Source organism: Kineococcus endophyticus, from assembly GCF_040796495.1.
Classification (GTDB): Bacteria; Actinomycetota; Actinomycetes; order Actinomycetales; family Kineococcaceae; genus Kineococcus; species Kineococcus endophyticus.
This window is the reverse complement of the sequence record NZ_JBFNQN010000013.1, coordinates 1-24940: the sequence shown is the minus strand read 5'-3', so window position 1 is coordinate 24940 and position 24940 is coordinate 1. Positions and strand designations below refer to the sequence as shown.

Annotated in this window: 21 protein-coding genes; 8 read left to right on the top strand and 13 right to left on the bottom strand. The window is 73.9% G+C overall.

The genetic code is table 11. The features are described 5' to 3' along the window. Positions 1 to 7 precede the first annotated feature (7 nt). On the bottom strand, positions 8 to 1411 hold the full coding sequence (locus AB1207_RS18115; RefSeq protein WP_367639814.1) for a type IV pilus twitching motility protein PilT: 1404 nt from the start codon (positions 1409 to 1411) through the stop codon (positions 8 to 10). Between the two features lie 185 nt (positions 1412 to 1596). Here AB1207_RS18115 and AB1207_RS18110 point away from each other — a divergent pair, with 185 nt between their 5' ends. After that, positions 1597 to 2244, top strand: a complete 648-nt coding sequence (locus AB1207_RS18110) for a hypothetical protein (protein WP_367639813.1) — start codon at positions 1597 to 1599, stop codon at positions 2242 to 2244. Between the two features lie 7 nt (positions 2245 to 2251). Here the strand turns inward: AB1207_RS18110 and AB1207_RS18105 are convergent, their stop codons facing one another. The 4 genes from AB1207_RS18105 to alaS are packed head-to-tail and all read right to left on the bottom strand — an operon-like array spanning position 2252 to position 7473. Further along, the gene (locus AB1207_RS18105) at positions 2252 to 3112 is read right to left on the bottom strand and encodes a shikimate dehydrogenase (RefSeq protein WP_367639812.1); all 861 of its coding nucleotides are present in this window, start codon (positions 3110 to 3112) and stop codon (positions 2252 to 2254) included. Next, complete coding sequence (gene mltG, locus AB1207_RS18100) at positions 3109 to 4200, bottom strand: endolytic transglycosylase MltG (protein WP_367639811.1); 1092 nt, start codon at positions 4198 to 4200, stop codon at positions 3109 to 3111. The genes AB1207_RS18105 and mltG overlap by 4 nt, the downstream gene beginning before the upstream one ends. 11 nt (positions 4201 to 4211) lie before the next feature. Then, positions 4212 to 4751 carry a Holliday junction resolvase RuvX gene (ruvX, locus tag AB1207_RS18095; protein WP_367639810.1) on the bottom strand — a complete coding sequence of 180 codons (540 nt, stop codon included), beginning with the start codon at positions 4749 to 4751 and terminating at the stop codon, positions 4212 to 4214. Positions 4752 to 4791: 40 nt separating this feature from the next. Beyond that, on the bottom strand, positions 4792 to 7473 hold the full coding sequence (gene alaS / locus AB1207_RS18090; RefSeq protein WP_367639808.1) for an alanine--tRNA ligase: 2682 nt from the start codon (positions 7471 to 7473) through the stop codon (positions 4792 to 4794). A gap of 186 nt (positions 7474 to 7659) precedes the next feature. Between alaS and AB1207_RS18085 the strand changes: the two genes are divergently transcribed. After that, positions 7660 to 9993, top strand: coding sequence for a glycoside hydrolase family 65 protein (locus AB1207_RS18085; RefSeq protein ID WP_367639807.1), 2334 nt, complete (start codon positions 7660 to 7662; stop codon positions 9991 to 9993). Positions 9994 to 9999: 6 nt separating this feature from the next. Here AB1207_RS18085 and AB1207_RS18080 read toward each other — a convergent pair whose 3' ends face one another. Both AB1207_RS18080 and AB1207_RS18075 read right to left on the bottom strand, forming a co-directional pair. Then, the gene (locus tag AB1207_RS18080; protein WP_367639806.1) at positions 10000 to 10545 is read right to left on the bottom strand and encodes a type II toxin-antitoxin system PemK/MazF family toxin; all 546 of its coding nucleotides are present in this window, start codon (positions 10543 to 10545) and stop codon (positions 10000 to 10002) included. Continuing rightward, positions 10542 to 11948, bottom strand: a complete 1407-nt coding sequence (locus AB1207_RS18075) for a replication-associated recombination protein A (protein WP_437178975.1) — start codon at positions 11946 to 11948, stop codon at positions 10542 to 10544. The genes AB1207_RS18080 and AB1207_RS18075 overlap by 4 nt, the downstream gene beginning before the upstream one ends. 115 nt (positions 11949 to 12063) lie before the next feature. Here AB1207_RS18075 and AB1207_RS18070 point away from each other — a divergent pair, with 115 nt between their 5' ends. The 6 genes from AB1207_RS18070 to AB1207_RS18045 all read left to right on the top strand — a co-directional run bounded on the left by AB1207_RS18070 (position 12064) and on the right by AB1207_RS18045 (position 18863). Beyond that, positions 12064 to 12540 (top strand): STAS domain-containing protein, encoded by a 477-nt coding sequence (locus AB1207_RS18070; protein ID WP_367639805.1) that lies wholly within the window; start codon positions 12064 to 12066, stop codon positions 12538 to 12540. Positions 12541 to 12703: 163 nt separating this feature from the next. Then, positions 12704 to 13459 carry a response regulator transcription factor gene (locus tag AB1207_RS18065; protein ID WP_367639804.1) on the top strand — a complete coding sequence of 252 codons (756 nt, stop codon included), beginning with the start codon at positions 12704 to 12706 and terminating at the stop codon, positions 13457 to 13459. Positions 13460 to 13484: 25 nt separating this feature from the next. Next, a complete protein-coding gene (locus AB1207_RS18060) occupies positions 13485 to 14978 on the top strand; it encodes a sensor histidine kinase (RefSeq protein ID WP_367639803.1) in 1494 nt (497 codons plus the stop codon). A gap of 72 nt (positions 14979 to 15050) precedes the next feature. Next, on the top strand, positions 15051 to 16364 hold the full coding sequence (locus AB1207_RS18055; RefSeq protein ID WP_367639802.1) for a bifunctional glycosyltransferase family 2/GtrA family protein: 1314 nt from the start codon (positions 15051 to 15053) through the stop codon (positions 16362 to 16364). After that, positions 16361 to 18478: an ArnT family glycosyltransferase gene (locus tag AB1207_RS18050; RefSeq protein WP_367639801.1), complete on the top strand. Its 2118-nt coding sequence runs from the start codon at positions 16361 to 16363 to the stop codon at positions 18476 to 18478. Before AB1207_RS18055 ends, AB1207_RS18050 begins: the two co-directional genes overlap by 4 nt. A 118-nt stretch (positions 18479 to 18596) precedes the next feature. Further along, the gene (locus AB1207_RS18045; protein WP_367639800.1) at positions 18597 to 18863 is read left to right on the top strand and encodes a hypothetical protein; all 267 of its coding nucleotides are present in this window, start codon (positions 18597 to 18599) and stop codon (positions 18861 to 18863) included. Here the strand turns inward: AB1207_RS18045 and AB1207_RS18040 are convergent. The 6 genes from AB1207_RS18040 to AB1207_RS18015 form a co-directional block, all read right to left on the bottom strand. After that, positions 18801 to 19445, bottom strand: coding sequence for a phosphatase PAP2 family protein (locus tag AB1207_RS18040; protein ID WP_367639799.1), 645 nt, complete (start codon positions 19443 to 19445; stop codon positions 18801 to 18803). The genes AB1207_RS18045 and AB1207_RS18040 overlap by 63 nt on opposite strands. Then, positions 19442 to 21241, bottom strand: a complete 1800-nt coding sequence (aspS, locus tag AB1207_RS18035) for an aspartate--tRNA ligase (RefSeq protein ID WP_367639798.1) — start codon at positions 21239 to 21241, stop codon at positions 19442 to 19444. The genes AB1207_RS18040 and aspS overlap by 4 nt, the downstream gene beginning before the upstream one ends. 102 nt (positions 21242 to 21343) lie before the next feature. Then, entirely contained in the window at positions 21344 to 21730 is a 387-nt protein-coding gene (locus AB1207_RS18030; RefSeq protein ID WP_367639797.1) for a roadblock/LC7 domain-containing protein, read from the bottom strand. After that, positions 21727 to 22326, bottom strand: coding sequence for a GTP-binding protein (locus AB1207_RS18025; protein WP_367639796.1), 600 nt, complete (start codon positions 22324 to 22326; stop codon positions 21727 to 21729). The genes AB1207_RS18030 and AB1207_RS18025 overlap by 4 nt, the downstream gene beginning before the upstream one ends. 80 nt (positions 22327 to 22406) lie before the next feature. Continuing rightward, positions 22407 to 22775, bottom strand: a complete 369-nt coding sequence (locus tag AB1207_RS18020; RefSeq protein ID WP_367639795.1) for a hypothetical protein — start codon at positions 22773 to 22775, stop codon at positions 22407 to 22409. A gap of 161 nt (positions 22776 to 22936) precedes the next feature. Continuing rightward, positions 22937 to 24004 carry an Rv2578c family radical SAM protein gene (locus AB1207_RS18015; protein WP_367639794.1) on the bottom strand — a complete coding sequence of 356 codons (1068 nt, stop codon included), beginning with the start codon at positions 24002 to 24004 and terminating at the stop codon, positions 22937 to 22939. Positions 24005 to 24940 lie beyond the last annotated feature (936 nt).

The following is a 24940-nucleotide window of genomic DNA, read 5'->3' as shown; positions in this document are numbered from 1 at the left end:
TCCTTCCTCAGCGCCCGGTCAGGCGACGGAACTCGTCGGCGGCGGAGCACTTCTCCAGGCCGTGTTCGAACGTGATCTGACGGGTGCGCACGAGTTCGGCCAGGTGCTGGTCGAGCGTGTGCATGCCGAACTGCGCACCGGCCTGCATGGCCGAGCCGATCTGGTGGGTCTTGCCCTCGCGGATGAGGTTCCGGATGGCGGGGGTGGCGACCATGACCTCGGTGGCGACGACGCGGCCGCGGCCGTCGGCGCGCTTGCACAGGGTCTGGCAGACGACGCCCTGGATGGCCCCGGCGAGCTGGGTGCGGATCTGGGTCTGCTGGTGCGGCGGGAACACGTCGATGACGCGGTCGATGGTCGACGCGGCGCTCGAGGTGTGCAGCGTGCCGAAGACCAGGTGACCGGTCTCGGCGGCGGTGAGGGCGACCGAGATGGTCTCGAGGTCGCGCATCTCGCCGACGAGGATGATGTCGGGGTCCTGGCGCAGCACGTGCTTGAGGGCGTTGGCGAAGGACTTGGTGTCCTCCCCCACCTCGCGCTGGTTGACGATGCAGCTCTTGTGGCGGTGGAGGAACTCGATGGGGTCCTCGACCGTCATGATGTGGTCCTTGCGGGTCCGGTTCGCGAGGTCGACGATCGAGGCGAGCGTCGTCGACTTCCCCGATCCGGTCGGCCCGGTCACGAGGACGAAACCGCGCTGCAGGCCGGCGAACGACCCGACGACGGGCGGGACGCCGAGGTCCTCGAGGGGCTTGATCTCGAAGGGGATGCGCCGGAAGGCGACACCCACGGACTCGCGCTGGCGGTAGACGTTCACGCGGAACCGGGAGTGCCCGGGCACCTGGTAGGCGAAGTCGAGTTCCAGGTTGGACTCGAAGACCTCCCGCTGCTTCTGCGTGAGGATGGCGTAGACCGCCTCCTGCAGCTTCTTCGAGGTCATCTTCGGGTACTCGTCCATCGCCGTCATCTCACCGGACAGACGCACGGTGGGGTGGGCTCCGGAGGTCAGGTGGACGTCGGACGCGCCCATCTCGAGGGCGCTGATGAGGACGTCGTTGACGCGGACGGGCACGTCGAGGTCCTCGCCGCCGCTCGTCACGAGCGGGGAGACCTCGTACTCGTCCACCGCGGGCGCCAGCTGGGCCGCCACGGGCTCGACCGGCGCGGCCTGCACCGGGACGTGGGCAGCGGCGGGAGCGGAGGAGTGCCGCGGACGCTCGTCGACGGCGGGGGCGAGCGCGAAGCCCTCGGGCTGGGCGGGGGCCGCGATGACGGCCTGGTCGCTCTCCAGCTGCTTCAGCAGCGCGCTGATGTTCGGGCGCGCCGACGGCACGCCGTCGGCCCCCGCGGCCCGCATGTTCGTCGGGACGTACGGCTCCACGGGCTGCCCGCCCTGTCCAGCGTTGTCCATCTCGCTCCCCACAGCCCGACCTCGAGCACGACAGAGCGAACAGCCGTCTGCCGACGCTCTCCAGTGCTCATCGGCCGGGCCCCGGGGGCGCTTGAGGCGGGCGATCACGGCCTTGACCCGATCGGGTGGTGCGCCGTCGCGGGCCCCGCGGGTGATCTCCCAGGGGGACGACGGACACTGGGCCCGTGACCGACCAGGACCTGCTGACCCCCACCTCCCCCTCCCGCACCCCCGGCAGCTGGCTCGGCTGGGTGGCCGCGGTCGTGGGGATCGGCGCCGTGGGCGTCCTCGTCTACATCGCGACCCTCCTCGTCGGCTCGGCCAAGGACGCGCGCGCGATCGACGCCGCGTCCAAGAACCTCCCGGCCGTGGGCACGTACCAGCTGGACGGGAGCGCCCCCGCGGCGCAGCTCACGCAGGAACCGTCCGAGCAGTGGTCCCTGACCGCGACGCGGGCCGAGGTCGGTCAGGACGAGGTCCGGGTCCACCTCACCTGGACCAACCTTTCCCGCCAGACGGTGACGTGGGCGTGCCCGGGGCCGGTGGACCTGACGAAGTGGCAGAGCGCCTCCATGCGCCTCTCCGGCGCCGGCGCGGGAGCCAGCAGCGCCCACTGCACGCGCGACCAGCCGAGCGCGCAGGAGGTCCGGCCGGGCGGGACGGTCGAGGACTGGGAGGCCTTCCCCCGCGACAGCGCCTTCGGGGCCGGACCGGCGAAGATCACCGCGCAGGTGACCCGCCCGTCCGACGACAGCGACTACGGCACGGTCGACGACACCCCGGACGTCACGTTCACCCTGGACCTCGCGAAGGCCGCCTTCACCGCGGGCTGAGGGCTGATCAGGCCCGGGCGCGGTCGGCCAGCGCGGCGAGCCCGGCCGCCCGCATGGCCTCGACGGGACCCTCGCGCCCGGTCATGAGCTCGACCTGGGCGACGGCCTGGTGCAGGAGCATCTCGAAGCCGCCCACGACGGGCCCGCCCCAGCGCTGGGCCAGCGGCGTCGGCCACGGCGCGTAGACGACGTCGAGCAGCAGCGGCCACCACACCGGCCGGAACGCGTCCAGCAACCCGTCGGTCATGGCCTGCGACCCGCCGATGGGCACGGTGGACACGACCACCTCGGCCGTCAGCGCCACCGCGAGCTCGGACCAGTCGCGGATCTCGACCTCCCCACCGAGGCGCGCGGCGACCCCGCGCAGTTCGGCGGCTCGGTCCGGGGACCGGACGACGGCGACGGGCCGGGGGCAGCCGGCCTGGAGCAGGGCGACGACGGCCGACCTCGCCGTCGCTCCCCCGCCCAGCACGACCCCGCGGGTGACCCGCTCAGCCCCGGCCTCGGCCAGGGCGGTGACGAGCCCCATCACGTCGGTGTTCTCGGCGCGCAACCGCACCCCGCGCCGCCCCGGCGTGTTCCGCCGGTCCTGCCGCGGGGTGACGACGACGGTGTTGACCGACCCGACGGCGCGCGCGAAGTCGCTGACCTCGTCGACGAGCGGGACGACGGCCTGCTTGAGCGGCATCGTCAGGCTCAGCCCGGCCCAGGAGGCGTCGAGCGACCCGATGACGGCCGGCAGCCGCTCCTCGTCGACCTCCAGGAGGTCGTAGCTCCAGCCGGTCAGCCCGAGCGCCTCGTACGCGGCGCGGTGCAGCGCCGGGGAGAGCGAGTGCGCGATGGGCGACCCGCAGACCGCTGCCCTCACTGCTCCGGGTGGTCCTTCAGGTACTGCTGGAAGAGCGCCACGTTGGCGTTGTGCTCCGCGATGGTCGTGGCGAAGCGCGTCTCCCCCGTCTGCAGGTCCACCGTGACGAAGTACAGCCACGTGCCGTCGGCGGGGCTGAGCGCAGCACGCAGCGCGTCCGCGCCGGGGTTGCTGATGGGACCGGCCGGCAGGCCCGGGTGCAGGTAGGTGTTGTACGGCGAGTCGGTCGCCCGCTGGGCGGCCGTCGTCGTGACCTTCCCCGTCGCGCCGACGGCGTAGCTGACCGTCGAGTCCAGCTGCAGGGGCATCCCGATCGCGATCCGGTTGTCCAGGACGCGCGTCACCTTCGCCATGTCCTCGGCGCTGCGCGCCTCCTTCTGGGCGATGCTCGCCTCGACGACCACGTCGTGCATCCGCTCGGGCGGCACGCCGAGGTTCGTCAGCTCCGCGTTCGCCTGCGTGACCATCGCCTTGAGGACGTCCGCGGCGCTCTCGCCGGGGTTCACGGAGTAGGTGGCCGGGAAGAGGTAGCCCTCGGCGTTGCCGTTCGCCGCGGCGGGCAGCCCGAGGGCGACCGGGTCGGCCAGCGCCTTCTCCAGGTCGGCCGCGGGGAGCCCGACGGTCTTCTCCACGAGCGCGAGGACCTGCTTGACGGTGAGGCCCTCGGGCACGGTGAGCCGGGTGGTGACCTTCGCGGCGGGGTCCAGGAGGAGCGAGACCGCGGCGGCGGCCGACATGTGCTCCTTGAGGCGGTACGTGCCGGGCTGGATGCCGGCCATCTTCGGCTGCGCCCTGGACGCGGCGACGAAGGCGCTGCTGGACTTGACCACGCCGGCCTCGGCCAGGTTGGCCCCGATCGTCCGGCCGCTGTCGCCGGAGGCGATGCGGACGTCGACCGCCCCCGTCCCGGTCCCCTCGTAGTCGTCGCTCTCGGTGAACCGGGCGACCACGGGCCCCAGCGTGCCCCAGGCCGCCCACGTGCCACCGCCGATGACGGCGAGCGCGGCCACGATGGCGACGAGCGCACGACGACGGCGCAGACCGCGCCGCCGGCCCGGCTCCCCGTTGTGCGTGCCGGGAAGATCCATCAGGTCCATCATCAGCCCTCGTCCTCCGTGGCGCCGGGGTCCGGCGTCCGTGCCCCACCCTGCCCGCGGTGCCGCGGTTTGCGGCGTGCCTTCGGTCCCTCCACCACCCGTCCGGGCGTGTGTCCTGCACGCTCGGCGTCGAGCGCTGCCTGCAGCAGGACCACGGCGGCCGCCTGGTCGACGACCGCCCGGAACTGCCTCTCCTTCTTCCCGGCCGCGTGCAGCGCCCGGTGCGCGTCGACGGTGCTGAGCCGCTCGTCGACGAGCCGGACGGTGACGCCGGGGACGGACCGCCTGATCTTGTCGGCGTACTCCACCGCGCGCAAGGCTGCCGGGCCCTCGGATCCGTCGAGGGACAGCGGCCACCCGACGACGACCTCCACGGCACCGCGCGCGCGCGCCTCGGCGGCGACCTCGGCCACGTCGGCGTCGTGCTCGGCGTCGCGGACGAGCGTCCGCAGCGGTGAGGCGATCACGCCTGCAGGGTCGCACGCCGCCAGGCCGACGCGGACGCTGCCGACGTCGACGGCGAGTCGTACGCCCGGTCTCACCGCGAGGTCACCACCCGGTGGTCACACGAGACGGCAGCCCTCACACCGATCCCGTGACCCGGGCGCCGACGAAGTCGCTGATCGCGGCGAGGGCCTCGCCGACCTTGGAGACGTCCTGGCCGCCGCCCTGGGCGAGGTCGTCCTTGCCGCCGCCGCCCCCGCCGAGCGTCTGGGCCGCCGTGCGGACCAGTTCACCGGCCTTGACGCCCCAGCGGCGCGCCTCGGCGTTGGTGGCCACGACGACCACGGGCCGGTCCTTGGCCACGCCGGTGATGGCGACGACGACGGGCTTCTCGTCACCGAGGCGCGAGCGGACGTCGAGCACGAGCGTGCGCACGTCGTCGGCCGCCGCGGCGCCGGCGTCGTGGGTCACGACCTGGACGCCGAACTTGTCGGTCGGGTTCGCGGCGATCGTCGGTGCGAGGGCGAGGACCTGCCCCCCGCGCAGCTTGGCGATCTCCTTCTCGGCGTCCGACAGACGGGTCAGGAGGGAGCCGATCCGGTCGGGCAGCTCCTCCGGGCGCGCCTTGACGACGTCGGTGAGCTGGTTGACGAGCAGGTGCTCGCGCGTCAGGAAGTCGAACGCGTCCGCGCCCACGAGCGCCTCGATGCGGCGGGCGCCGGAGCCGATGGAGCTCTCCGACAGGATCGAGACGAGCCCGACCTGCTGGGACGTCAGCGTGTGCGTGCCCCCGCACAGCTCCTTGGACCAGTCCTCGCCGATGGAGACGACGCGCACGCGGTCGCCGTACTTCTCCCCGAACAGCGCCATCGCGCCGGAGTTCAGGGCCGCCTCGCGGTCCATGACCTCGGCCGCCACGGGCAGGTCGTCGTGGATGCGCTCGTTGACGACGCCCTCGATGTCGCGGACGACCTGCCCGGCGACCTGGGTCGTCGAGGAGTAGTCGAACCGCAGCCGGCCCGGGGCGTTCTGCGACCCGGCCTGGGTGGCGGTGTCGCCGAGGTGCTCGCGCAGGACCTGGTGCACCAGGTGCGTCGCGGTGTGGGCGCGGCTGATGGAGCGCCGGCGCGCGGCGTCCACGACGGCGTGCACGGCGTCGCCCGCGACGAGCTCGCCGCTCGTCACCGACCCCTTGTGCACGTACAGCCCGCGGACGGGCTGCTGCACGTCGGTCACCGTGACGACGGCGCCGCCGGAGGTGGTCAGGGTGCCGTGGTCGGCGAGCTGCCCACCGCCCTCGGCGTAGAACGGCGTGCGGTCCAGGACGACCTCGACGTCGGTGCCGACCGGGGCGGACGGCGTGCTCACCCCGCCCTGCAGGACGACGGCGACGCGCGCCTCGCCGGAGGCCACCTCGTACCCGGTGAACGTGACGGGCGCGGGCAGGCTCTCCAGCGTCGAGCGGTAGACCGTCAGGTCGATCCCGCCGGTCTTCTTGGCCTTCGCGTCCGCCTTCGCGCGGCCCACCTGCTCGGCCATCAGCGTGCGGAACCCGGCCTCGTCGACGGAGACGCCGGCCTCGGCCGCCATCTCCAGGGTGAGGTCGATCGGGAACCCGTACGTGTCGTGCAGCGCGAACGCGCGCTCACCCGACAGGGTCGCGCCACCGGCCGACTTCGTCTGCGCCACAGCGGTCTCGAAGATCGCGGTGCCCGAGACGAGGGTGCGGCGGAACGCCTGCTCCTCGGCGTAGGCGACCTTCGCGATGCGGTCGAAGTCGGTGCGCAGCTCGGGGTAGGAGGCGCTCATGACCTCCATCGAGGCGGGCAGCAGGATCGGCAGCGCCTCGTCCTCGAAGCCGAGCAGGCGCATCGCGCGGACGGCGCGGCGGATGAGGCGGCGCAGGACGTACCCGGCGCCCTCGTTGCCCGGGGTGACGCCGTCGCCGATGAGCATGAGCGCGCTGCGGACGTGGTCGGCCACGACGCGCATGCGGACGTCGTCGTCGTGGTTCGCGCCGTAGTCCTTCTCGGCCGCGAGCGCCGCGTAGTCCAGCACGGGCCGGACCTCGTCGATCTCGTACATGTTGTCGACGCCCTGCTTGAGGAACGCGACGCGCTCCAGACCCATGCCGGTGTCGATGTTCTTGGCGGGCAGCTCACCGGCGACGTCGAAGTCCGTCTTCGAGCGCACCGCGGAGAGCTGGTACTGCATGAAGACGAGGTTCCAGATCTCGATGTAGCGGTCCTCGTCGGCCTCCGGGCCACCCTCGGCGCCGTACTCGGGGCCGCGGTCGAAGTAGATCTCCGAGCAGGGGCCACCGGGTCCGGGCTGACCGGTGTTCCAGTAGTTGTCCTTCTTGCCGCGGCGCTGGATGCGCTCGGCGGGCATGCCGATCTCGCGCCAGAGCTGGAAGGCCTCGTCGTCGTCGAGGTAGACGGTCGTCCACAGGCGCTCGGGGTCGAACCCGAGGCCGCCGTCGGCCTCGGGCGTCGTCAGCAGCTCCCAGGCGAAGGTGATGGCCTCGCGCTTGAAGTAGTCGCCGAAGGAGAAGTTGCCGTTCATCTGGAAGAACGTGCCGTGGCGCGTGGTCTTGCCGACCTCCTCGATGTCGAGGGTGCGCAGGCACTTCTGCACGCTGGTGGCCCGCTTGTAGGGGGCGGGCACCTGGGCGGTGAGGTAGGGGATGAAGGGCACCATCCCGGCCACGGTGAACATGAGGCTGGGGTCGGTCGAGACCAGCGAGGCGCTCGGGACGACGGTGTGGCCCTTGCGCTCGAAGAAGTCGAGCCACCGGCGACGGATCTCTGCCGTCTGCATCTCCTGATGCCTCCTGCTCTGGGTGGTGCGTGGGGGGTGGTGCCGTGCCGTTCAGCCCTCGACCCTACCCGTCCGGCCCCTCGGGCCCGTGCGGGCGGGTTCGGAGGTGCGGTCGCCGGCCAGGGCTGTTCCGATGACCGTCCCGGCCCCTCCCGGAGCCCGTCCCCGACCAGTGAGGACCTACCCGTGCCGACCGCGGACGAACGACCCGACGACACCGGACCGGGCCTGGCGGCCCCGCACGCCTGGGCGGTCCGCGAGGGTCCGCTGGACCTGGACCGGCTGGCCCAGGTGGAGTCGCTGTTCGCCCTGTCCAACGGCCGCTGCGGCGTGCGGGGCTCGCTCGAGGAGGGCGACCCGGCCGGGACCCGCGGGACGTACCTCAGCGGAGCCTTCGAGCTGTGGCCCCTCACCTACCCCGAGTACAGCTACGGGTACCCGACGGTTCAGGAACGTCTCGTGCCGGTGCTGGACCCGACGCGGGTCGAGCTGCTAGTCGACGGCGAGCCGCTGGACGTGCGCACCGGTGAGCTGATCGAGCACGAGCGGGTGCTGGACCTGCGCAGCGGGACGCTGCACCGGCACCTGCGCTGGACGTCCCCGGGTGGGCACGGCGTCGTGGTGGGCTCGCAGCGGCTCGTCCCGCTGGACCGTCCGGGGCTGGTGGCCCTGGAGTACAGCGTGCGCGCCGACGGGTCCCCGGTGGACGTGGAGGTGCGGTCGGCCGTCCTGGCCAGCGAGGACCTGCACGAGGCGGTCGCGTCGGCCGGGCACCGCGGCGGGCGGCTGCGCCAGCGCACCGACGGGTCCGGGCTGGCCGTCGCCGCGCACGTCGAGCACGACGTGCTGGCCCCCGCCGCGGCCGACGTGCGCAGCCACGCCCTGAGCGACCGGGTGGTGACGGTGGTCCGCACCCGGCTGGACGCCGGGGAGATGCTGCGGCTGCGCAAGGTCGTCTCCCTCGGGTGGGCGCCGGAGTCCGAGCGGGACGACCTCGACGAACGGCTGGCCGGGCTGCTGGCCGACGGGGTCCGCGTGGGCTGGGACGGCCTGTGCCGGGAGCAGCGGGCGGTCCTCGACGAGTTCTGGGACCACGCCGACGTGGAGGTGGACGGTGACGAGGACCTGCAGCAGGCCGTGCGGTTCGCGCTCTTCCACGTCTTCCAGGCGGCCGCCCAGGGCACCGACCGGGGCATCCCCGCCAAGGGCCTGACGGGCACCGGGTACGACGGCCACACGTTCTGGGACACCGAGGTGTTCGTGCTCCCGGTGCTCAACCACGTCTGGCCGCAGGCGGCCGCCGAGGCGCTGCGGTGGCGCCACCGGATGCTGCCCGCCGCCCGCGGACGCGCCCGGGAGCTCGGCCTGGCCGGCGCCAGCTTCCCCTGGCGGACGATCAGCGGACGGGAGAGCTCGGGGTACTGGCCGGCGGGGACCGCCGCCGTGCACCTGGGGGCCGACATCGCCGACGCCGCCGTGCGCCACCTGCACGCCACCGGCGACGAGGAGCTGGCCCGCGAGGCCCTCGTCGACCTCGTCGTCGAGACGGCGAGGACGTGGGTCGTGCTGGGGCGCGAGGACGCCGAGGGCCGCTTCCACGTCGACGGGGTGACCGGCCCGGACGAGTACAGCGCCCTGGTCGACGACAACGCCTACACGAACCTCATGGCGCAGGCGAACCTGCGGGCCGCGGTGGAGCTGACGAAGCAGTTCCCGGCGCAGGCCGAGGCCCTCGGGGTCGACGACGCCGAACTGGCGCAGTTCGCCCGGCTCGCCGACGCCGTCCACCTGCCGCGCGACCCCGTGACCGGGGTGCCGGCCCAGGACGAGGGGGCGACCCAGCGCAAGCGGTGGGACTTCGAGGGCACCCGGCCCGACCAGTACCCGCTGGCCGACTCCTTCCCCTACTTCAGCCTCTACCGACGGCAGGTCGTGAAGCAGGCCGACCTCGTCCTGGCCCTGTACCTGAGGCCCGAGGCGTTCACGTGGCAGGAGAAGCGGGACGCCTTCGAGCACGCCGAGGGCGTCACCGTGCGGGACTCCTCGCTGTCGGCGGCCGTGCAGGCCGTCGTGGCCGCCGAGGTCGGGCACCTGGACCTGGCCGCCGCGTACGCGCACGAGGCCGCCTTCGTCGACCTGCACGACCTGCGCGGCAAGACCGCCGACGGGCTGCACATCGCCTCCCTGGGCGGGGCCTGGCTGGCGCTCGTGGCCGGGTACGGCGGGATGCGCGACGCCGGTGGGGAGCTGTCCTTCGCGCCGCGGCTGCCGGACGGGCTGCGGGGGCTGCGCTTCCGCACGCGGCACCGGGGCTCGTGCGTCGAGGTGTCCGTGCGCGGCGCACAGGCCACCTACCGCCTCGTGGACGGCGGTCCCGTCCACGCCCGCCACCACGGCCGGGAGTTCACGCTCGCCCGGGACGAGCCGGCCACCTTCCCCGTGCCACCCCTGGACCCGGACGTCGCCGCCCGGCCGGCACCGGCGCACCCGGCGCACCGCGGCCCGCGGCGTCGCCGGTGACGTGGGTCACCAACCGTGCAGGCGACGGGCCCTCTCGGCGACCTCCTCGAACCGGGCGCGGTCCAGGGCGGCACCCTCGCGACGCACGTCGCGGGGGGCCACGCGCAGCACGCGGTCCAGGCGCACCTCGCTGGGCCGTCGCTGCCGGTCCCACGCTCCCGTGCCGACGTCGAGCCACACCCCCCCGTCGGCGCCACCGCCACCGCCACCGCCGTGGACGTGGTCCTTGCTCGTCATCATGAAGCCGACGAGCTGGTCCCCGTCGCGGCCGACGACGAGGACGGGACGGTCCTTGCCGCGGCCGTCGTCCTCCTCGAACGGCACCCACGCCCACACGACCTCGCCGGGGTCGGGCCGGCCGTCGGCCCGCGGTGCGTACTCCAGCCGGACACGGTCGGGCCGGGCCTCGCGGGCTCCGCGTCCGCGGCGGGGCCGGGGACGGTCGGTGGCGTGCTCCGGTGTCGGCGGGACGGTGCGCGGGGCCGCGCTCCGACGTTCCAGCTCGCGGACCAGCACCCGCAACCCCGCCCGCAGCAGTCCGGTGACGTTCACGCCGTCCCCCCTCGCCCTCGGGTGATCCGGCGCAGTCGCGCCAGTCGTTCCCGCACCGCCGCCTCGAACCCGCGGTCGGTGGGGACGTAGTAGTCCTTCCCGACCAGCGCGTCCGGTGCGTACTGCTGCTCGGCGACGCCGGCCGGCACGTCGTGCGTGTAGACGTACCCCTTGCCGTGCCCGAGCTTGCCGGCGCCGGAGTAGTGGGCGTCGCGGAGGTGCGGCGGGACGGGCCCACCGAGGCCGGCGCGGACGTCGGCGATGGCGGCGTTGACGCCGTTGTAGGCCGCGTTGGACTTGGGCGCGGTCGCGTTGTGGACGACGGCCTGGGCCAGGACGATCCGGGCCTCCGGCATCCCGATCTGGGCGACGGCGTGCAGCGCGGCCACGGCGGTCTGCAGCGCGGAGGGGTCGGCCATCCCCACGTCCTCGCTGGCGGAGATGACGATGCGGCGCGCGATGAAGCGCGGGTCCTCCCCCGCCTCGATCATGCGCGCCAGGTAGTGCAGGGCGGCGTCGACGTCGGAGCCGCGCATGGACTTGATGAACGCGCTGGCCACGTCGTAGTGCTGGTCGCCCTGCCGGTCGTACCGCACGGCTGCGCGGTCCAGGGCCCGTTCGGCGTCCGCGAGGGTCACCACCGCCTCGCCACCGTCGCCGGCACCCTCACCGGCACCGTCGAGGGCGGCCCCCGCGGCGGCCTCCAGCGCCGTCAGGGCGCGGCGGGCGTCCCCGTCGGCGACCCGCACGAGGTGCTCGAGGGCGTCGTCCTCGACGCGGACCTCCCCCGCGAGTCCCCTCGGGTCCTCCAGGGCCCGGCGCACGAGTCCGCGCACGTCGTCGGCCGTCAGGGGTTGCAGCGTCAGCAGCAGCGAGCGGGACAGCAGCGGGGTGACGACGGAGAAGTTGGGGTTCTCGGTGGTGGCCGCCACGAGGACGACCCAGCGGTTCTCCACCCCCGGCAGGAGGGCGTCCTGCTGGGCCTTGGTGAAGCGGTGGATCTCGTCGAGGAAGAGCACGGTCTGCCGGCCGTACAGGTCGCGGTCGGTGCGCGCGGCCTCCACGACCGTCCGGACGTCCTTGACCCCCGCCGTCACGGCCGACAGCTCCGCGAACTTCCGGCCACCGGAGGAGGCGATGACGGTGGCCAGCGTCGTCTTCCCCGTGCCCGGCGGGCCCCACAGGATGACGGAGGCCGGGCCGGCGCGGCCGAGGTCGCCGTCGGTGGCGAGCCGCCGCAACGGGGAGCCCGGGCCGAGCAGGTGCTGCTGCCCGACGACCTCGTCGACCGAGCGCGGCCGCATGCGGACGGCGAGGGGCGCACCGGCCAGGACGGAGGGCCGCCGGTCGCCCGTGCCGGGCCCGTCGGCGGTGGACTCGGCGGAGGTGAACAGGTCGGCCACGACGGCACCGTACGTGCTCCCGCCGACACGACCCCCACCGTGTCGCGGCCGGGTCCGCAGTCCCCTCACAGCTGCGTCTGCGGTCGCACCCACGGACGGCACCGACCGTGACCACGTGGACCACACGACGCAGCCGACACGCACCACGTTCCCCGAGCACCCCACCGTGACCGTCACGCGGGTCCCCGCCGCCCCGGCCCGCGAGCGGCACGGCGCCGAGCTCCCCGGGACCTCCTGCCCGTGGCCCGAGGAGGTCGAGCGTCACGCCGCCGGGGCCGGCGTCACCGTCCGGCTCGGGGACGACCGGCTCGAGGTCGTCCTGTCCGGGGACGTCGACCTGGCGCTGGCCGACGACCTCACCTCCGCCCTGGCGACCGTGCGGAGGACGCTGGCGGCAGGTCCGCGGCGGGCGCACCTGGACGTGCGGGCGGTGACGGCGCTGGACAGCACCGCGCTGCGCTTCGTGGAGGAGCTGCGGGCGCTGTGCGCCCGGGCGGGGGTGCCGTGCTCGACCTCGACCGCGCGGCCCGCCGTGCAGCGGGTGCTGGACCTGGTGCGGCCGCTGCCCGACGGTCAGCTGACTGCGTCGTGACCCCCACCGGCTTTTCGGCACCCAGGGCCATCATCATCACCTATGAGCGCTGGTGAGGGACCAGGTACCACTGGGCGCCCGATGGTCCGCTCCAGCGAGGACACACAGGTTGAACTCAGGGTTTCCCAGGACATCTGGCAGGGTCAGGTCCGACGATGGAGTCATGACCGCGACCACCAACCGGCGCTCGGACCTCACCCGCCCCGACGGCACGGCCCTGCGCGTGCTCGTCGTCGACGACGAGTCGACGCTGTCCGAGCTGCTGAGCATGACCCTGCGCTACGAGGGCTGGGAGGTGCAGACGGCCGCCAACGGCCTGGACGCGGTCCGCGCCGCCCGCTCCTTCCGTCCCGACGCCGTGATCCTCGACATCATGCTGCCGGACATCGACGGCCTCGAGGTCCTGCGCCGCCTGCGCGCCGACGCCACCGACGTCCCCGTCCTCTTCCTGACGGCCAAGGACGCCGTCGAGGACCGCGTGAACGGGCTGACCGCCGGCGGGGACGACTACGTCACCAAGCCGTTCAGCCTCGAGGAGGTCGTGGCCCGGCTGCGCAGCCTGCTGCGCCGCTCCGGCCTCGCGGCCGCCAAGGCCGAACCCGTCCTGTCCGTCGGCGACCTGGTCCTCGACGAGGACAGCCACGAGGTGACGCGTGCCGGCGAGGAGATCCGCCTCACCGCGACGGAGTTCGAACTCCTGCGCTACCTCATGCGCAACCCGCGCCGCGTGCTGTCCAAGGCCCAGATCCTGGACCGCGTGTGGAACTACGACTTCGGCGGCCAGGCCAACATCGTCGAGCTCTACATCTCCTACCTGCGCCGCAAGATCGACGCCGGCCGCAACCCCATGATCCACACCGTCCGCGGGGCGGGCTACGTCCTCAAGCCGGCCGACGGCGTCGTCGCCGCGGCCAGCTGAGAACCCCTGAGGAGCTGAACGACCGGTGGTCCCCTCCTCCCGCCTGCGCGGCCGGTCGCTGCGCAGCCGGCTGGTCCTGACCACCAGCGCCCTCCTCGTCGCCGTCGCCCTCGTCATCGGGGTCGTGACCACGGTGGCGCTCTACCTGTCGCTCATGAACCAGGCCGAGGCCCGGTTGGACCAGACGGGCCGGTTGAGCACACGCTTCACCGGTGGCGACCGGGACGGGGACGGGTACCGGCCCCCTCCCGGTTCGGAGGCGAACGCCTGCGGCGGCGGCTCGGACTTCGGCGGTCCGGGGCAGGTGGACGGTTCGCTGAACGCCGTCTTCCTCGACGGGCAGCTCCAGGCCCGGTCGGGCGTGCTCGACGCGAGCCGGTCCGACCTCGGGTCGCCGTGCATCGTCACCCTCACGACCGCGCAGACGGCGGAGCTCTCGACGGTGTTCCCCGGTGGCACGCACCGTCGGGACCTGCCGGGTCTGGGCCAGTACCTCGTCTCGGCGCGCGTCACCGGGTCCGGGGAGGTCCAGGTCTCCGGCGTCCCGCTCGCCGACGTGAACCGCACGCTGCTCACGGTCGTCGGCGTCGAGGCCGCGGCGGTCCTCGGTGGCGTCGCCCTCGCCGCGGTCGCCGGGTCGTTCCTCGTCCGTCGTGACCTCGTTCCGCTGCAACGGGTCGCGACGACCGCCGGCCGCGTCTCCGAGCTCGAGCTGGACCGCGGCGAGGTCGACCTGTCGCTGCGCGTGCCGGACACCGACGAGGCCACCGAGGTCGGCAAGGTGGGCGCCGCGCTCAACCGCATGCTCGACAACGTGGGGTCGGCGCTGGAGGCACGGCACGCCTCCGAGCAGCGCGTCCGCCAGTTCGTCGCGGACGCCTCGCACGAGCTGCGCACCCCACTGGCCGCCATCCGGGGTTACGCCGAACTCACCCGCCGCAGCGGCGACGAGGTGCCGGCCGACGTCCGGCACGCCCTGAGCCGCGTGGAGTCCGAGGCGGTGCGCATGACCGGCCTCGTCGAGGACCTCCTGCTCCTGGCCCGTCTCGACTCCGGCCGGCCCCTGGACCGCGAACCCGTCGACCTGACGATGACCGTCCTGGACGCCGTGAGCGACGCCCAGGTCGCCGGCCGCGACCACACCTGGCGCCTGGACCTGCCCGAGGAGGCCGTCGAGGTCGTCGGCGACCCCGGTCGGCTGCACCAGGTCCTGACCAACCTGCTCGCCAACGCCCGCGCCCACACCCCGCCCGGCACGACGGTGACGGTCGGGATCGTGCCCGACGGCGGGCGCACCCACGTCGACGTCGTGGACGACGGGCCGGGCATCCCCGCCGACCTGCTGCCCGACGTCTTCGAGCGCTTCGCGCGGGGCGACTCCTCCCGTTCGCGCGCCGCGGGCAGCACGGGCCTCGGGCTGGCCATCGTCCAGGCGGTCGTGGCCTCGCACCACGGCACGGTGACCGTCGACAGCCGCCCCGGGCGCACGGCCTTCCGCGTCACCCTGCCGACGACCTGACACGCCCTGTCTCACAGTGCCACCACAGCGCCACCTCACCCCCGGTCGAGGTCGGCCACCGACGGTGGTCCCATGACAGCGACCACCTCCGGCTCCACGGGTGTCAGCCCGGTGCGGCCGCCGGCCCCACGACCGGCCGCCGACGCCTGGACGTCCTCCACCACGACCCCCGTCCTGGACGTCGTGGTCCCGGTCTACAACGAGCAGGTCGACCTCGAACCCTGCGTGCGCCGGTTGCACGCGCACGTGGCGGGTTTCCCGTTCCGCACCCGCATCACCGTCGCCGACAACGCCAGCACCGACGCCACCCCGCAGGTCGCCGCGGCCCTGGCCGCCGAACTGCCCGACGTCCGGCACGTGCGGCTGGAGGAGAAGGGTCGCGGCCGGGCCCTCAAGCAGGTCTGGTCCGCCTCGGACGCCCAGGTCCTGGCCTACATGGACGTCGACCTGTCGACCGACCTGGCCGCCCTGCTGCCGCTCGTCGCGGGGTTGCTGTCCGGGCACTCCGACCTGGCCATCGGCTCGCGGCTGGCGCGCGGTGCGCACGTCGTGCGCGGCGCCAAGCGCGAGGTCGTCTCGCGCTGCTACAACCTCCTGCTGCACGGCACGTTGCGCGTCCGGTTCACCGACGCCCAGTGCGGGTTCAAGGCCATCCGCGCCGACGTCGCCGCCCAGCTCCTGCCCCTGGTGGAGGACACCGGCTGGTTCTTCGACACCGAGGTCCTCGTCCTGGCCGAGCGCGCGGGCCTGCGGATCCAGGAGATCCCCGTCGACTGGGTCGACGACCCCGACAGCACCGTCGACATCGTCGCGACCGCGCTGGCCGACCTGCGCGGCATCCGCCGGCTGGCGGCCGCGATCGGTTCGGGACGGTTGCCGCTGAAGGAGGTCCGGGCGAGCCTGGGCCGCGGCCCGCAGCCGGCGCAGGTGGCGGGGGTCCCCACCTCCCTGGCCGGCCAGCTCACCCGGTTCGTCGGCGTCGGAGTGGCCAGCACGCTCGCGTACGCGCTGCTGTACCTCGCGTTCCAGACCGTCGTGGGGGCGCAGGTCGCGAACTTCCTGGCCCTCCTCGTGACCGCCGTGGGCAACACGGCGCTGAACCGCCGGCTGACGTTCGGCGTCCGCGGGTCCCAGGGGGCGGCCCGGCACCAGGCGCAGGGTCTGCTGGTGTTCCTGCTCGGCTGGGGCATCACCTCCGGGAGCCTGCTGGCCCTGCACGCCGCCCGGCCCGACGCCCACCAGGCCCTCGAACTCGGCGTGCTGACCGCGGCGAACCTCGTGGCCACCGTCGTGCGGTTCCTGCTGCTGCGTTCCTGGGTGTTCCGCACCCGCCGGCACCACCGCCCCGGTGACACCGGCACGACCGCCGGGGAGGCGCAGGCGTGAGCACCACCTCCGACGCCCTCGGCTGGGCCCGCAGCACCGGCAGCGCGACCCCGGACCGCGTCCGGCGCCTGGCCCGCACCACCTGGCGCGGGCGGGAGCAGGACCCCCGGTGGGTGCGGCCCACCCTGCTCGGTCTGCTCGCGGCGACCGCCGTCCTGTACCTCGTCGGGCTGTCCGCCTCCGGGTGGGCGAACCCGTTCTACGCGGCCGCCGCGCAGGCGGGTTCCCGGTCCTGGGAGGCGTGGTTCTTCGGTTCCTCCGACGCCTCGAACGCCATCACCGTCGACAAACCACCGGCGGCCCTGTGGATCACCGGGTTGTCGGTCCGGCTGTTCGGGTTGTCGTCCTGGTCCGTCCTCGTGCCGCAGGCGCTGGAGGGCGTCGCGGCCGTGGGTCTGCTGCACGCGACCGTCCGGCGGCGGACCTCCCCCGCGACCGGCCTGATCGCGGGGTTCCTCCTGGCCACCACCCCCGTCGCGACCCTGATGTTCCGCTTCAACAACCCCGACGCACTGCTGGTGCTCCTCATGGTGGCGGCCACCTGGGGCGTCCTGAAGGCCGTCGACACCGGCCGGGCGCGGTTCCTCGTCTGGGCCGGGGTGTTCGTCGGACTGGGTTTCCTCGCCAAGCAGTTGCAGGTGTTCCTCGTCCTGCCCGGGCTCGGGCTGACCTACCTGTGGGCCGCCCCGCACCCGGTGGGCCGCCGGGTCCTCCACCTGCTCCGCGCCGCCGCGGCGCTGCTGCTGTCTGCCGGGTGGTGGGTCGCGGTCGTCGAACTCGTGCCGTCCTCGTGGCGGCCCTACGTCGGGGGTTCGCAGGACGACTCCTTCCTGTCCCTCACGTTCGGCTACAACGGGTTCGGCCGGCTCACGGGGGACGAGACCGGCAGCGTGGGCGCCGGGAACGGCTGGGGCGAGACGGGCATCGCCCGGATGTTCGACAGCGAGTTCGGCGGGAACATCTCGTGGTTGCTGCCGGCGGCGTTCGCGCTCGCCGCGGTCGGGTTCGTCCTCACCCGCCGGTCCGCCCGCACCGACACCCGCCGCGCCGCCTACCTCGCGTGGAGCGGGTGGCTCGTGGTCACCTTCGTCGCCTTCAGCTTCATGTCCGGGATCATCCACCCGTACTACACGGTCGCGCTGGCCCCGGCCGTCGCCGCCCTCGTGGCGCTCGGCACCACGGACCTGTGGCGTCGCCGGTCCTCCCGGTGGGCGTTGCCCGTCCTCGCGGTGGTCGTCGCGGTCACCGCGGGGTGGGCGTTCGTCCTGCTCGGCCGCAGCGCGGAGTTCCTGCCGTGGCTGCGGTGGGTGGTCCTCGTCACCGGCGTCGTGGGGACGGCCGCGCTGGCCGCGGCGGCGTTCGTGCGCGGGGGGACCACCGCGCGGCGGTTGCGCGGGGCCGGGGCCGTCGCCGCGGCCGTCGCCGTCCTGGCGGGCCCGGTCTCCTACTCCGTGCAGACCGCCGCGACCCCGCACACCGGTGCGATCGTCTCGGCCGGCCCGAGCGCCTCGGGGGCCTTCGCCATGGGCGGCGGACGCGGTGGCCCCGGTGGGGGGCAGTTCTCCTCGATGTTCACGCAGGGCCGCACGCCCGGGGGTGGGACGGCACCGGGGACGGGGTTCGCGTCAGGGCCGCAGAACCCGTTCGGCACCGGCGGGGCCCGGACCGGTCGCGCCGGCGGGTCCGCGGGCGGTTCCGCCGGGGGTCGGGGTGGAGGCGGCGGTCTGCTGGGCGCCACCACGCCCGGCGCCGCGCTGACCTCGCTCCTGGCGACCGACGCCGGGCGGTACCGCTGGGTCGCGGCCACGACCGGATCCAACAACGCCGCCGGGTACCAGCTCGCCACGCAGGAACCCGTCATGGCCGTCGGGGGTTTCAACGGGACGGACCCGGCGCCGACGCTGGAGCAGTTCCAGGCGTACGTGGCCGCCGGTGACGTCCACTACTACGTGGCCAGCCGGTCGATGGCCTCCACACGCACCGGGGGCAGCGACGCAGCCGCGCAGATCGCCGCCTGGGTCGAGGAGAACTTCACGGCCACGACCGTGGACGGCACGACGCTGTACGACCTCACCGGCGGCCTGACCGAGGCGTCCACCGCGTCCACCACCTGAGGGGACGCCCCCCGCGAACGGCCCCCGCCGCACGTCGCCGGGGGCCGTTCCCGTGCTCCTGCCGGCCGCACAGGGAGCGCACCGGAACCGGACAGTCCGCCGAGCCACAGTCGCTGTCATGACGACACGACCTTCCCGTCCCCGCAGCTCGCACGGACTGCACGGGCGGTTGCTCGCCGCGGGCCTCATCGCCGGCCTGGGCGCCGCCGGCACGCTCGGAGCGACCGCGGCCTCCGCAGCCCCGACCACGACCAGCGAGGCGCCGACGGTGCCCACGGGGGCCCGGCAGGCCGTCGTCCCGGCCGTCGTCTCGCCCGCGGCCCTACCGGCCGTGTGGGAGACCGGCTCCGCGCGGCGCACGACCACCGTGAGCCTGCTGCTGTGAACGGCGGGCCCACCCGGCGGCCGCCCCGACGAGGGCACCGGCGAGCAGCCACGAGCCCAGGACGTCGGTCGGCCAGTGCGCGCCGAGCCAGATGCGGTCGATCGAGACCACGACCAGCACGGTCGCCCCGAGCACCGCGACGACGCCCCGCCGCTCGGGCGGGGCGAGCAGCAGGACGGCCGCGAGGACGACCGTCGCCGACGCCAGGGCGTGCCCCGAGGGGAACGACCCCCCGCCGGCCGTCGTCAGCCCCGCCTCCAGGGCGGGCCGCCCGCGGTCGAGCAGGGCCTTGAGCACGGGCGAGGCCACCGAGGCCGTGGCCCCGGCGACGAGGGCCGCGAGCGCCTGCCGCCGCCGTCCGGCGCGGTGGGCCAGGACGACGCCCACGAGCCCGGCGAGGTACACCCACACGGGCTGGGTGACCGCCTCCACCACCTGGGCGACCCGGGTCGTCACCGAACTCGCCTGCGCGGACTCCACGGCGGCGGCGGACACGGACGCGTCGCCCGGGACCGCCCCCGTCGTCACCGCCACCGCGAGGGCCGCGAAGGCGACGGCGCACAGGGCCGCGAAGCGGATCACCCCTGCGGGTTCTCCCCGGCCGCGGCGGCCTTCGGCGCCTCGGGCGTGGCGTCGACGCCGGCCTCCTTGCGCTGCTGCGCGGTGATGGGCGCGGGCGCCGCCGTCAGCGGGTCGTACCCACCGCCGGACTTGGGGAACGCGATGACCTCGCGGATGGAGTCGGCCCCCGCGAGCAGCGCGACGACCCGGTCCCAGCCGAACGCGATCCCGCCGTGCGGCGGGGCGCCGAAGGAGAACGCGTCGAGCAGGAACCCGAACTTCTCGCGGGCGTCCTGCGGCGAGATCCCCATGACGGCGAAGACGCGCTCCTGCACGTCCCGGCGGTGGATGCGGATGGAACCGCCGCCGATCTCGTTGCCGTTGCAGACGATGTCGTAGGCGTTGGACAGGGCCGAGCCGGGGTCGGTGTCGAACGTGTCGACGACCTCCGGCTTGGGCGCCGTGAACGCGTGGTGCACGGCGTTCCAGGCGCCGCCGCCGATCGACACGTCGTCGTCCTCGGCCGCGGACTTGAACATGGGCGCGTCGACGACCCACAGGAAAGACCAGGCGTCCTCGTCGATCGCGCCGGTGCGGCGGGCGATCTCACCGCGCGCCGCGCCCAGCAGCGCGCGGGAGGAGTTCACGGCGCCGGCGGCGAAGAAGATGCAGTCGCCGGGGGCCGCCCCGACGTGGGCGGCGATGCCGGCCTTCTCGGTGTCGGACAGGTTCTTCGCGACGGGACCGGACAGTTCCCCGTCCTCGCCGACGAGGATGTAGGCCAGGCCCCGCGCACCGCGCTGCTTGGCCCACTCCTGCCACGCGTCGAGGACCTTGCGCGGCTGGGAGGCCCCACCCGGCATGACGACGGCGCCGACGTAGGGCGACTGGAACACGCGGAAGCTCGTGTCGGCGAAGAACTCGGTGCACTCCACGAGTTCGACGCCGAACCGCAGGTCGGGCTTGTCGGACCCGTAGCGGCGCATGGCCTCCTCGTACGTCATCCGCGGCAGCGGCAGCGGCACGTCGTACCCGACGAGCTTCCACAGCGCCGCCACGATCTGCTCGCCGAGGGCGATGACGTCGTCCTGCTCGACGAAGCTCATCTCGATGTCGAGCTGGGTGAACTCCGGCTGGCGGTCGGCGCGGAAGTCCTCGTCGCGGTAGCAGCGGGCGAGCTGGTAGTAGCGCTCGACACCGCCGACCATGAGCAGCTGCTTGAACAGCTGCGGGCTCTGCGGCAGCGCGTACCAGGAGCCGGGGGCCAGGCGCGCCGGGACGAGGAAGTCGCGGGCGCCCTCGGGGGTGGAGCGCGTCAGGGTCGGGGTCTCGACCTCGGTGAAGGCGTGCTGCTCGAGGACCTCGCGCGCGGCGCGGTTGGCGGCCGAGCGCAGGCGGATGGCCTGGGCCGGGCCGCTCCGGCGCAGGTCGAGGTAGCGGTACTTCAGGCGCGCCTCCTCACCGACGGTGAGGTGGTCGTCGACCTGGAAGGGCAGCGGCGCGGCCTCGGACAGGACCTCGAGGGCCGTGGTGTCGACCTCGACGGCGCCGGTCGGGATCGCCGCGTTCTCGTTGCCGTCCGGACGCAGCCGGACGTCGCCGGTGATGCGGACGCAGTACTCGTTGCGCAGGTCGTGCGCGCCGCCGGCGTCGAGGATCTCGTCGCGGGCGACGACCTGCACGACGCCCGAGGCGTCGCGCAGGTCGAGGAAGGCCACTCCCCCGTGGTCCCGACGACGTGCCACCCATCCGGTGAGCGACACGGTCTGTCCGGCGTGACCGGCGCGCAGGCTGCCGGCCTCGTGGGTGCGGAGCACGGGGTTGTCCTCTCGATCGTCAGTGCGCGGTGGTGCGCACGGACGATCCTACGGACTCCCGGACCGGACTCCCCCGGGCTCCGGCGGGAGGTCGGCCGCGGGTCAGCCGATGCGGGCGGGCGCGCCGGTCTCGGCGCCCGCGAGGTCGGCGACGAGCCGCAGCGCGAGCCGGTCGAGGAGCACGAGGTTGACGGAGGGGTCGGTGACGACGGCCAGGACGTGGCCGGCGTTGATCCCGTAGACGACGAGGCAGCCGTCGGTGCCCTTGACGGTGGTCTGCACGAAGGCGCCCAGCGCGTTGGACGCCGCGGCGCGCTGGGCGATCCCGAGCACGGTCGCCACGATCGCGGCCGCCGACTCGTGGTCGGAGTCGGGACCGTCGTCGTGGAAGGCGAGGCCGTCGGTGCGGGCGATGAGCACCCGCCGCAGGCCGTCGATGTCGCGCTTGAGGGCGCCGCTCACGCGCAGGGCGTGCTGTTTCACGATCATGCGTCTGCTCCCACGGGGACGACGGGGGCGCCCAGGTTCTCGAGCGTGTGGACTCCGTCGAGCAGGAGGCGCAGGACGGCGGTGCTCTGGGCGAGGTCGCGGGGGTCGCACGGGACCAGGGCCGAGGGCGTGGTGCCCAGCAGGTGGGCGAGCTGGGTGCAGGTGCCGGCGGGGTCGGCCCAGCGGCTGACCGCGACCAGGCGCGGGCTGTGCGGGGCGATCCGCGCGAAGGCGGAGACGATGTCCGCCGCCTGCGCGATGCTCACCGAGCGGCTGGCGTCGACGAGCACGAGGTAGCCGTGCATGTTCTGCGCCAGCAGTTCCCACATGAAGGCGAAGCGCTCCTGCCCGGGGGTTCCGAACAGGTTGACGCGGGTGGGCGCCCAGGCGCTGCCGGGTCCGGGCGGCACGACGAAGCTCGTGTGGTCGAGCGCGACGGTCGTGGACGACTTCAGCGCGGCGGTCTCGTCGCTGACCCCGGTCTCGGTGGTCGTCAGCGTCCCGCCCCCCAGGCCCTGGGTGACGGTCGTGGCGAAGGTCGTCTTGCCCGCCCCGAAGGGTCCGGTGACGACGACTTTGCGGACTGGGGTGCTCACGGGACTCCTGGGGGTGGGGTGGACCGGCGGTGCTGTTCAGGTCGTGCTGGATCGAGCTGGGTCGTGCTGGGTGGACAGGCTCAGATGGCCAGGTCGCGCTCGAGGATCGTCAGCTGGCGACGGGCCATGGCGAGGTTCGAGGAGTCCTTCTTGAGGACCAGGTAGAGGAACAGGCCCTGGCCGGACTGCGACTGGATGAGGCGGATCAGGTGGATCTGGGTGCCGAGCGTGATGAGGATGTCCTCGATCTGCTCGTTGAGGCCGAGGCGCTGCATCGTGCGGAGCTTGGCGCGGACGACGTCGGTGTTGCCGGCGGCGGCGACGTCGAGGTCGATGGCGCCGCCACCGGCCTGGCCGAGCGACATGCCCGACTCGTAGTCGACCAGCGCGGCGGCGGTGGCGCCGTCGATCTCGAGGCAGGCCTTGAGGGTGGCGTCGACGTTGGTCACGTCATTCCTTCCGGTTGTGAGGGCGCGGACCGCGGTCGATCCGCCGCCCGGTGCTGTCCCCTACTGCATCGGCCCGGACACCGTCGGCCTGAACGGTCCCGGGGCGGGCCAGACGGGTGATTCGCCCCCCGAACCCCTTGCACCACAGCGCCTCGGAGAAGTCAAGCCTCGAACAGCGCGGGTTGCTCCACCAGGGGGGACACCGGGGCGGGGACGGGCAGCGACCCGAGGGGGAACTCCCCCTCCTGACCGCGCACGACGGCGCCGCTGCCGGCGGGCGCGAGCCCGTGCCGGCGCAGCAGCGGCGCCACCCGGTCGGCGAGGAACTCCCGGTAGGCGGCCGGGACGTAGGCACCGCGACCGTAGAGATCGGCGTACCGGGTGACGAGGTCGGGCCGGTGCCGGTGCAGCCACTGCGCGAACCAGTCCTTGGCCCCCGGACGCAGGTGCAGGGGCAGCACCGTGACACCGGTCGCGCCGGCTGCGGCCAGCCGCGCGAGCGCGTCGTCGAGCGCGGGCACGGAGTCGGTGAGCCAGGGCAGGACGGGCGCGAGCATCACCCCGCACGGCAGGTCGGCGTCCCGCACGGCCCGGACGAGCGCCAGCCGGGCGGCCGCGCTGGGCGTTCCGGGTTCGAGCGCCTGCTGCAGCTCGTCGTCGTACACCGCCAGGGAGACGCCCAGCCCCAGCCGCACCCGCGAGGCCGCGTCGACGAGCAGCGGCAGGTCGCGGCGCAGCAGTGTCCCCTTCGTCAGGACGCTGAACTCCGTGCGCGTCTCGACGAGGGCGCCGATGATCTCCGGCATGAGGCGGTACCGGCCCTCGGCGCGCTGGTAGGGGTCGGTGTTCGTGCCGAGGGCGACGTGCTCACCGCGCCAGGACGGCCGGGACAGGTCGCGCCGCAACGCCTCCCCCGCGTTGACCTTGACGACGACGTCGCGGTCGAAACCCTCGCCGGTGTCCAGGTCGAGGTAGGTGTGGGTGTTGCGGGCGTAGCAGTAGACGCATGCGTGCGTGCAGCCCCGGTACGGGTTCACGGTCCACCGGAAGGGCATCGCGGAGTCCGCCGGCACCCGGTTCAGCACGGTCTTCGCGGTGACCTCGTGGAACCGCACGCCGGCGAACTCCGGGGTGGTGACCGTGCGCAGGAACCCGCGCACCGACGCCATGCCCGGTAGCGCGGGCGTGGACGCGCCCGTCCCGTCGAGCTGCTGACCTGACCACCGCACGGTCGTCAGTCGAACACGAGTTCGAAGGGCGGGTCAAGGCCGCGGCATCGCACTGTCGTGTCCCAGGACATCGGTGACACTTCTGCATCAAGCCGTTGGTGACACTTCCAGACCTCGTGGTGGTGACACTTCGGTCTTCGGAGCCCGCCGCGCTGCCCCAGCTGGTGCCGCGCGGCGTGGATCCCTGCGCCGCCCGGCGGCCCACACCGGGTACGCGCGTCGACGGGCGGACCCCGGCCACGGGAGCAGCACGGCTGGAGCCAGGCCGCGGCCCACCCGGGGCGGCCCGACTTCACGGTCATGGCGATGGCCGCATGATCGGCAGGCGTCGACATCAGACGCCTTCGGCGGGAAGATCACGGGATGTCGCGAGCTGGTGAGCCGGTGATCGGTGGTCCCGGAGTACCCCGTTGGTGGTGGCGTTGGACACCTCCGGGCCGCCGTCGCATGGCTCACTTGTGGGGTGAGGGTGCCGCACAGTGGCGGGCCTGGGAGGTCGAAGGGCTGCCGGACGGCTTCGAAGATCCACCGGTTGGCTACGCGCGACGGTGCGCCGAAGCGAACGAGCGCATGGCCCGGATCTGGTCAGGGCCTCTACGACGCCAGGTGCTACGCAGGGCGGGATGACCGCGAGGCGGTCATCGCGCCCTCTGGGCGACGTCACGGTCATCCCGCGGTGCGCGCGGATCCCGCGGTGCGCGCGGAGCGCACGGTCATCCCGCGGTGCGCGCGGGCGCACGGTCATCCCGCGTTGTGCGCGGTCTCGAGCGGCCGTCGACCTCGCAGTCGTGACGAAGTCAGGACGATGTCGCAGGGCTGCCCGAGCACAGGTCGCCGAGGCAACACGCCACCGTGCCCACCGTGGAACACGTCCACACCACCTTGCCGTCGTGCACCCTGAGGATCATCGGATGGCCACCGGGGTGCCACGCGCAC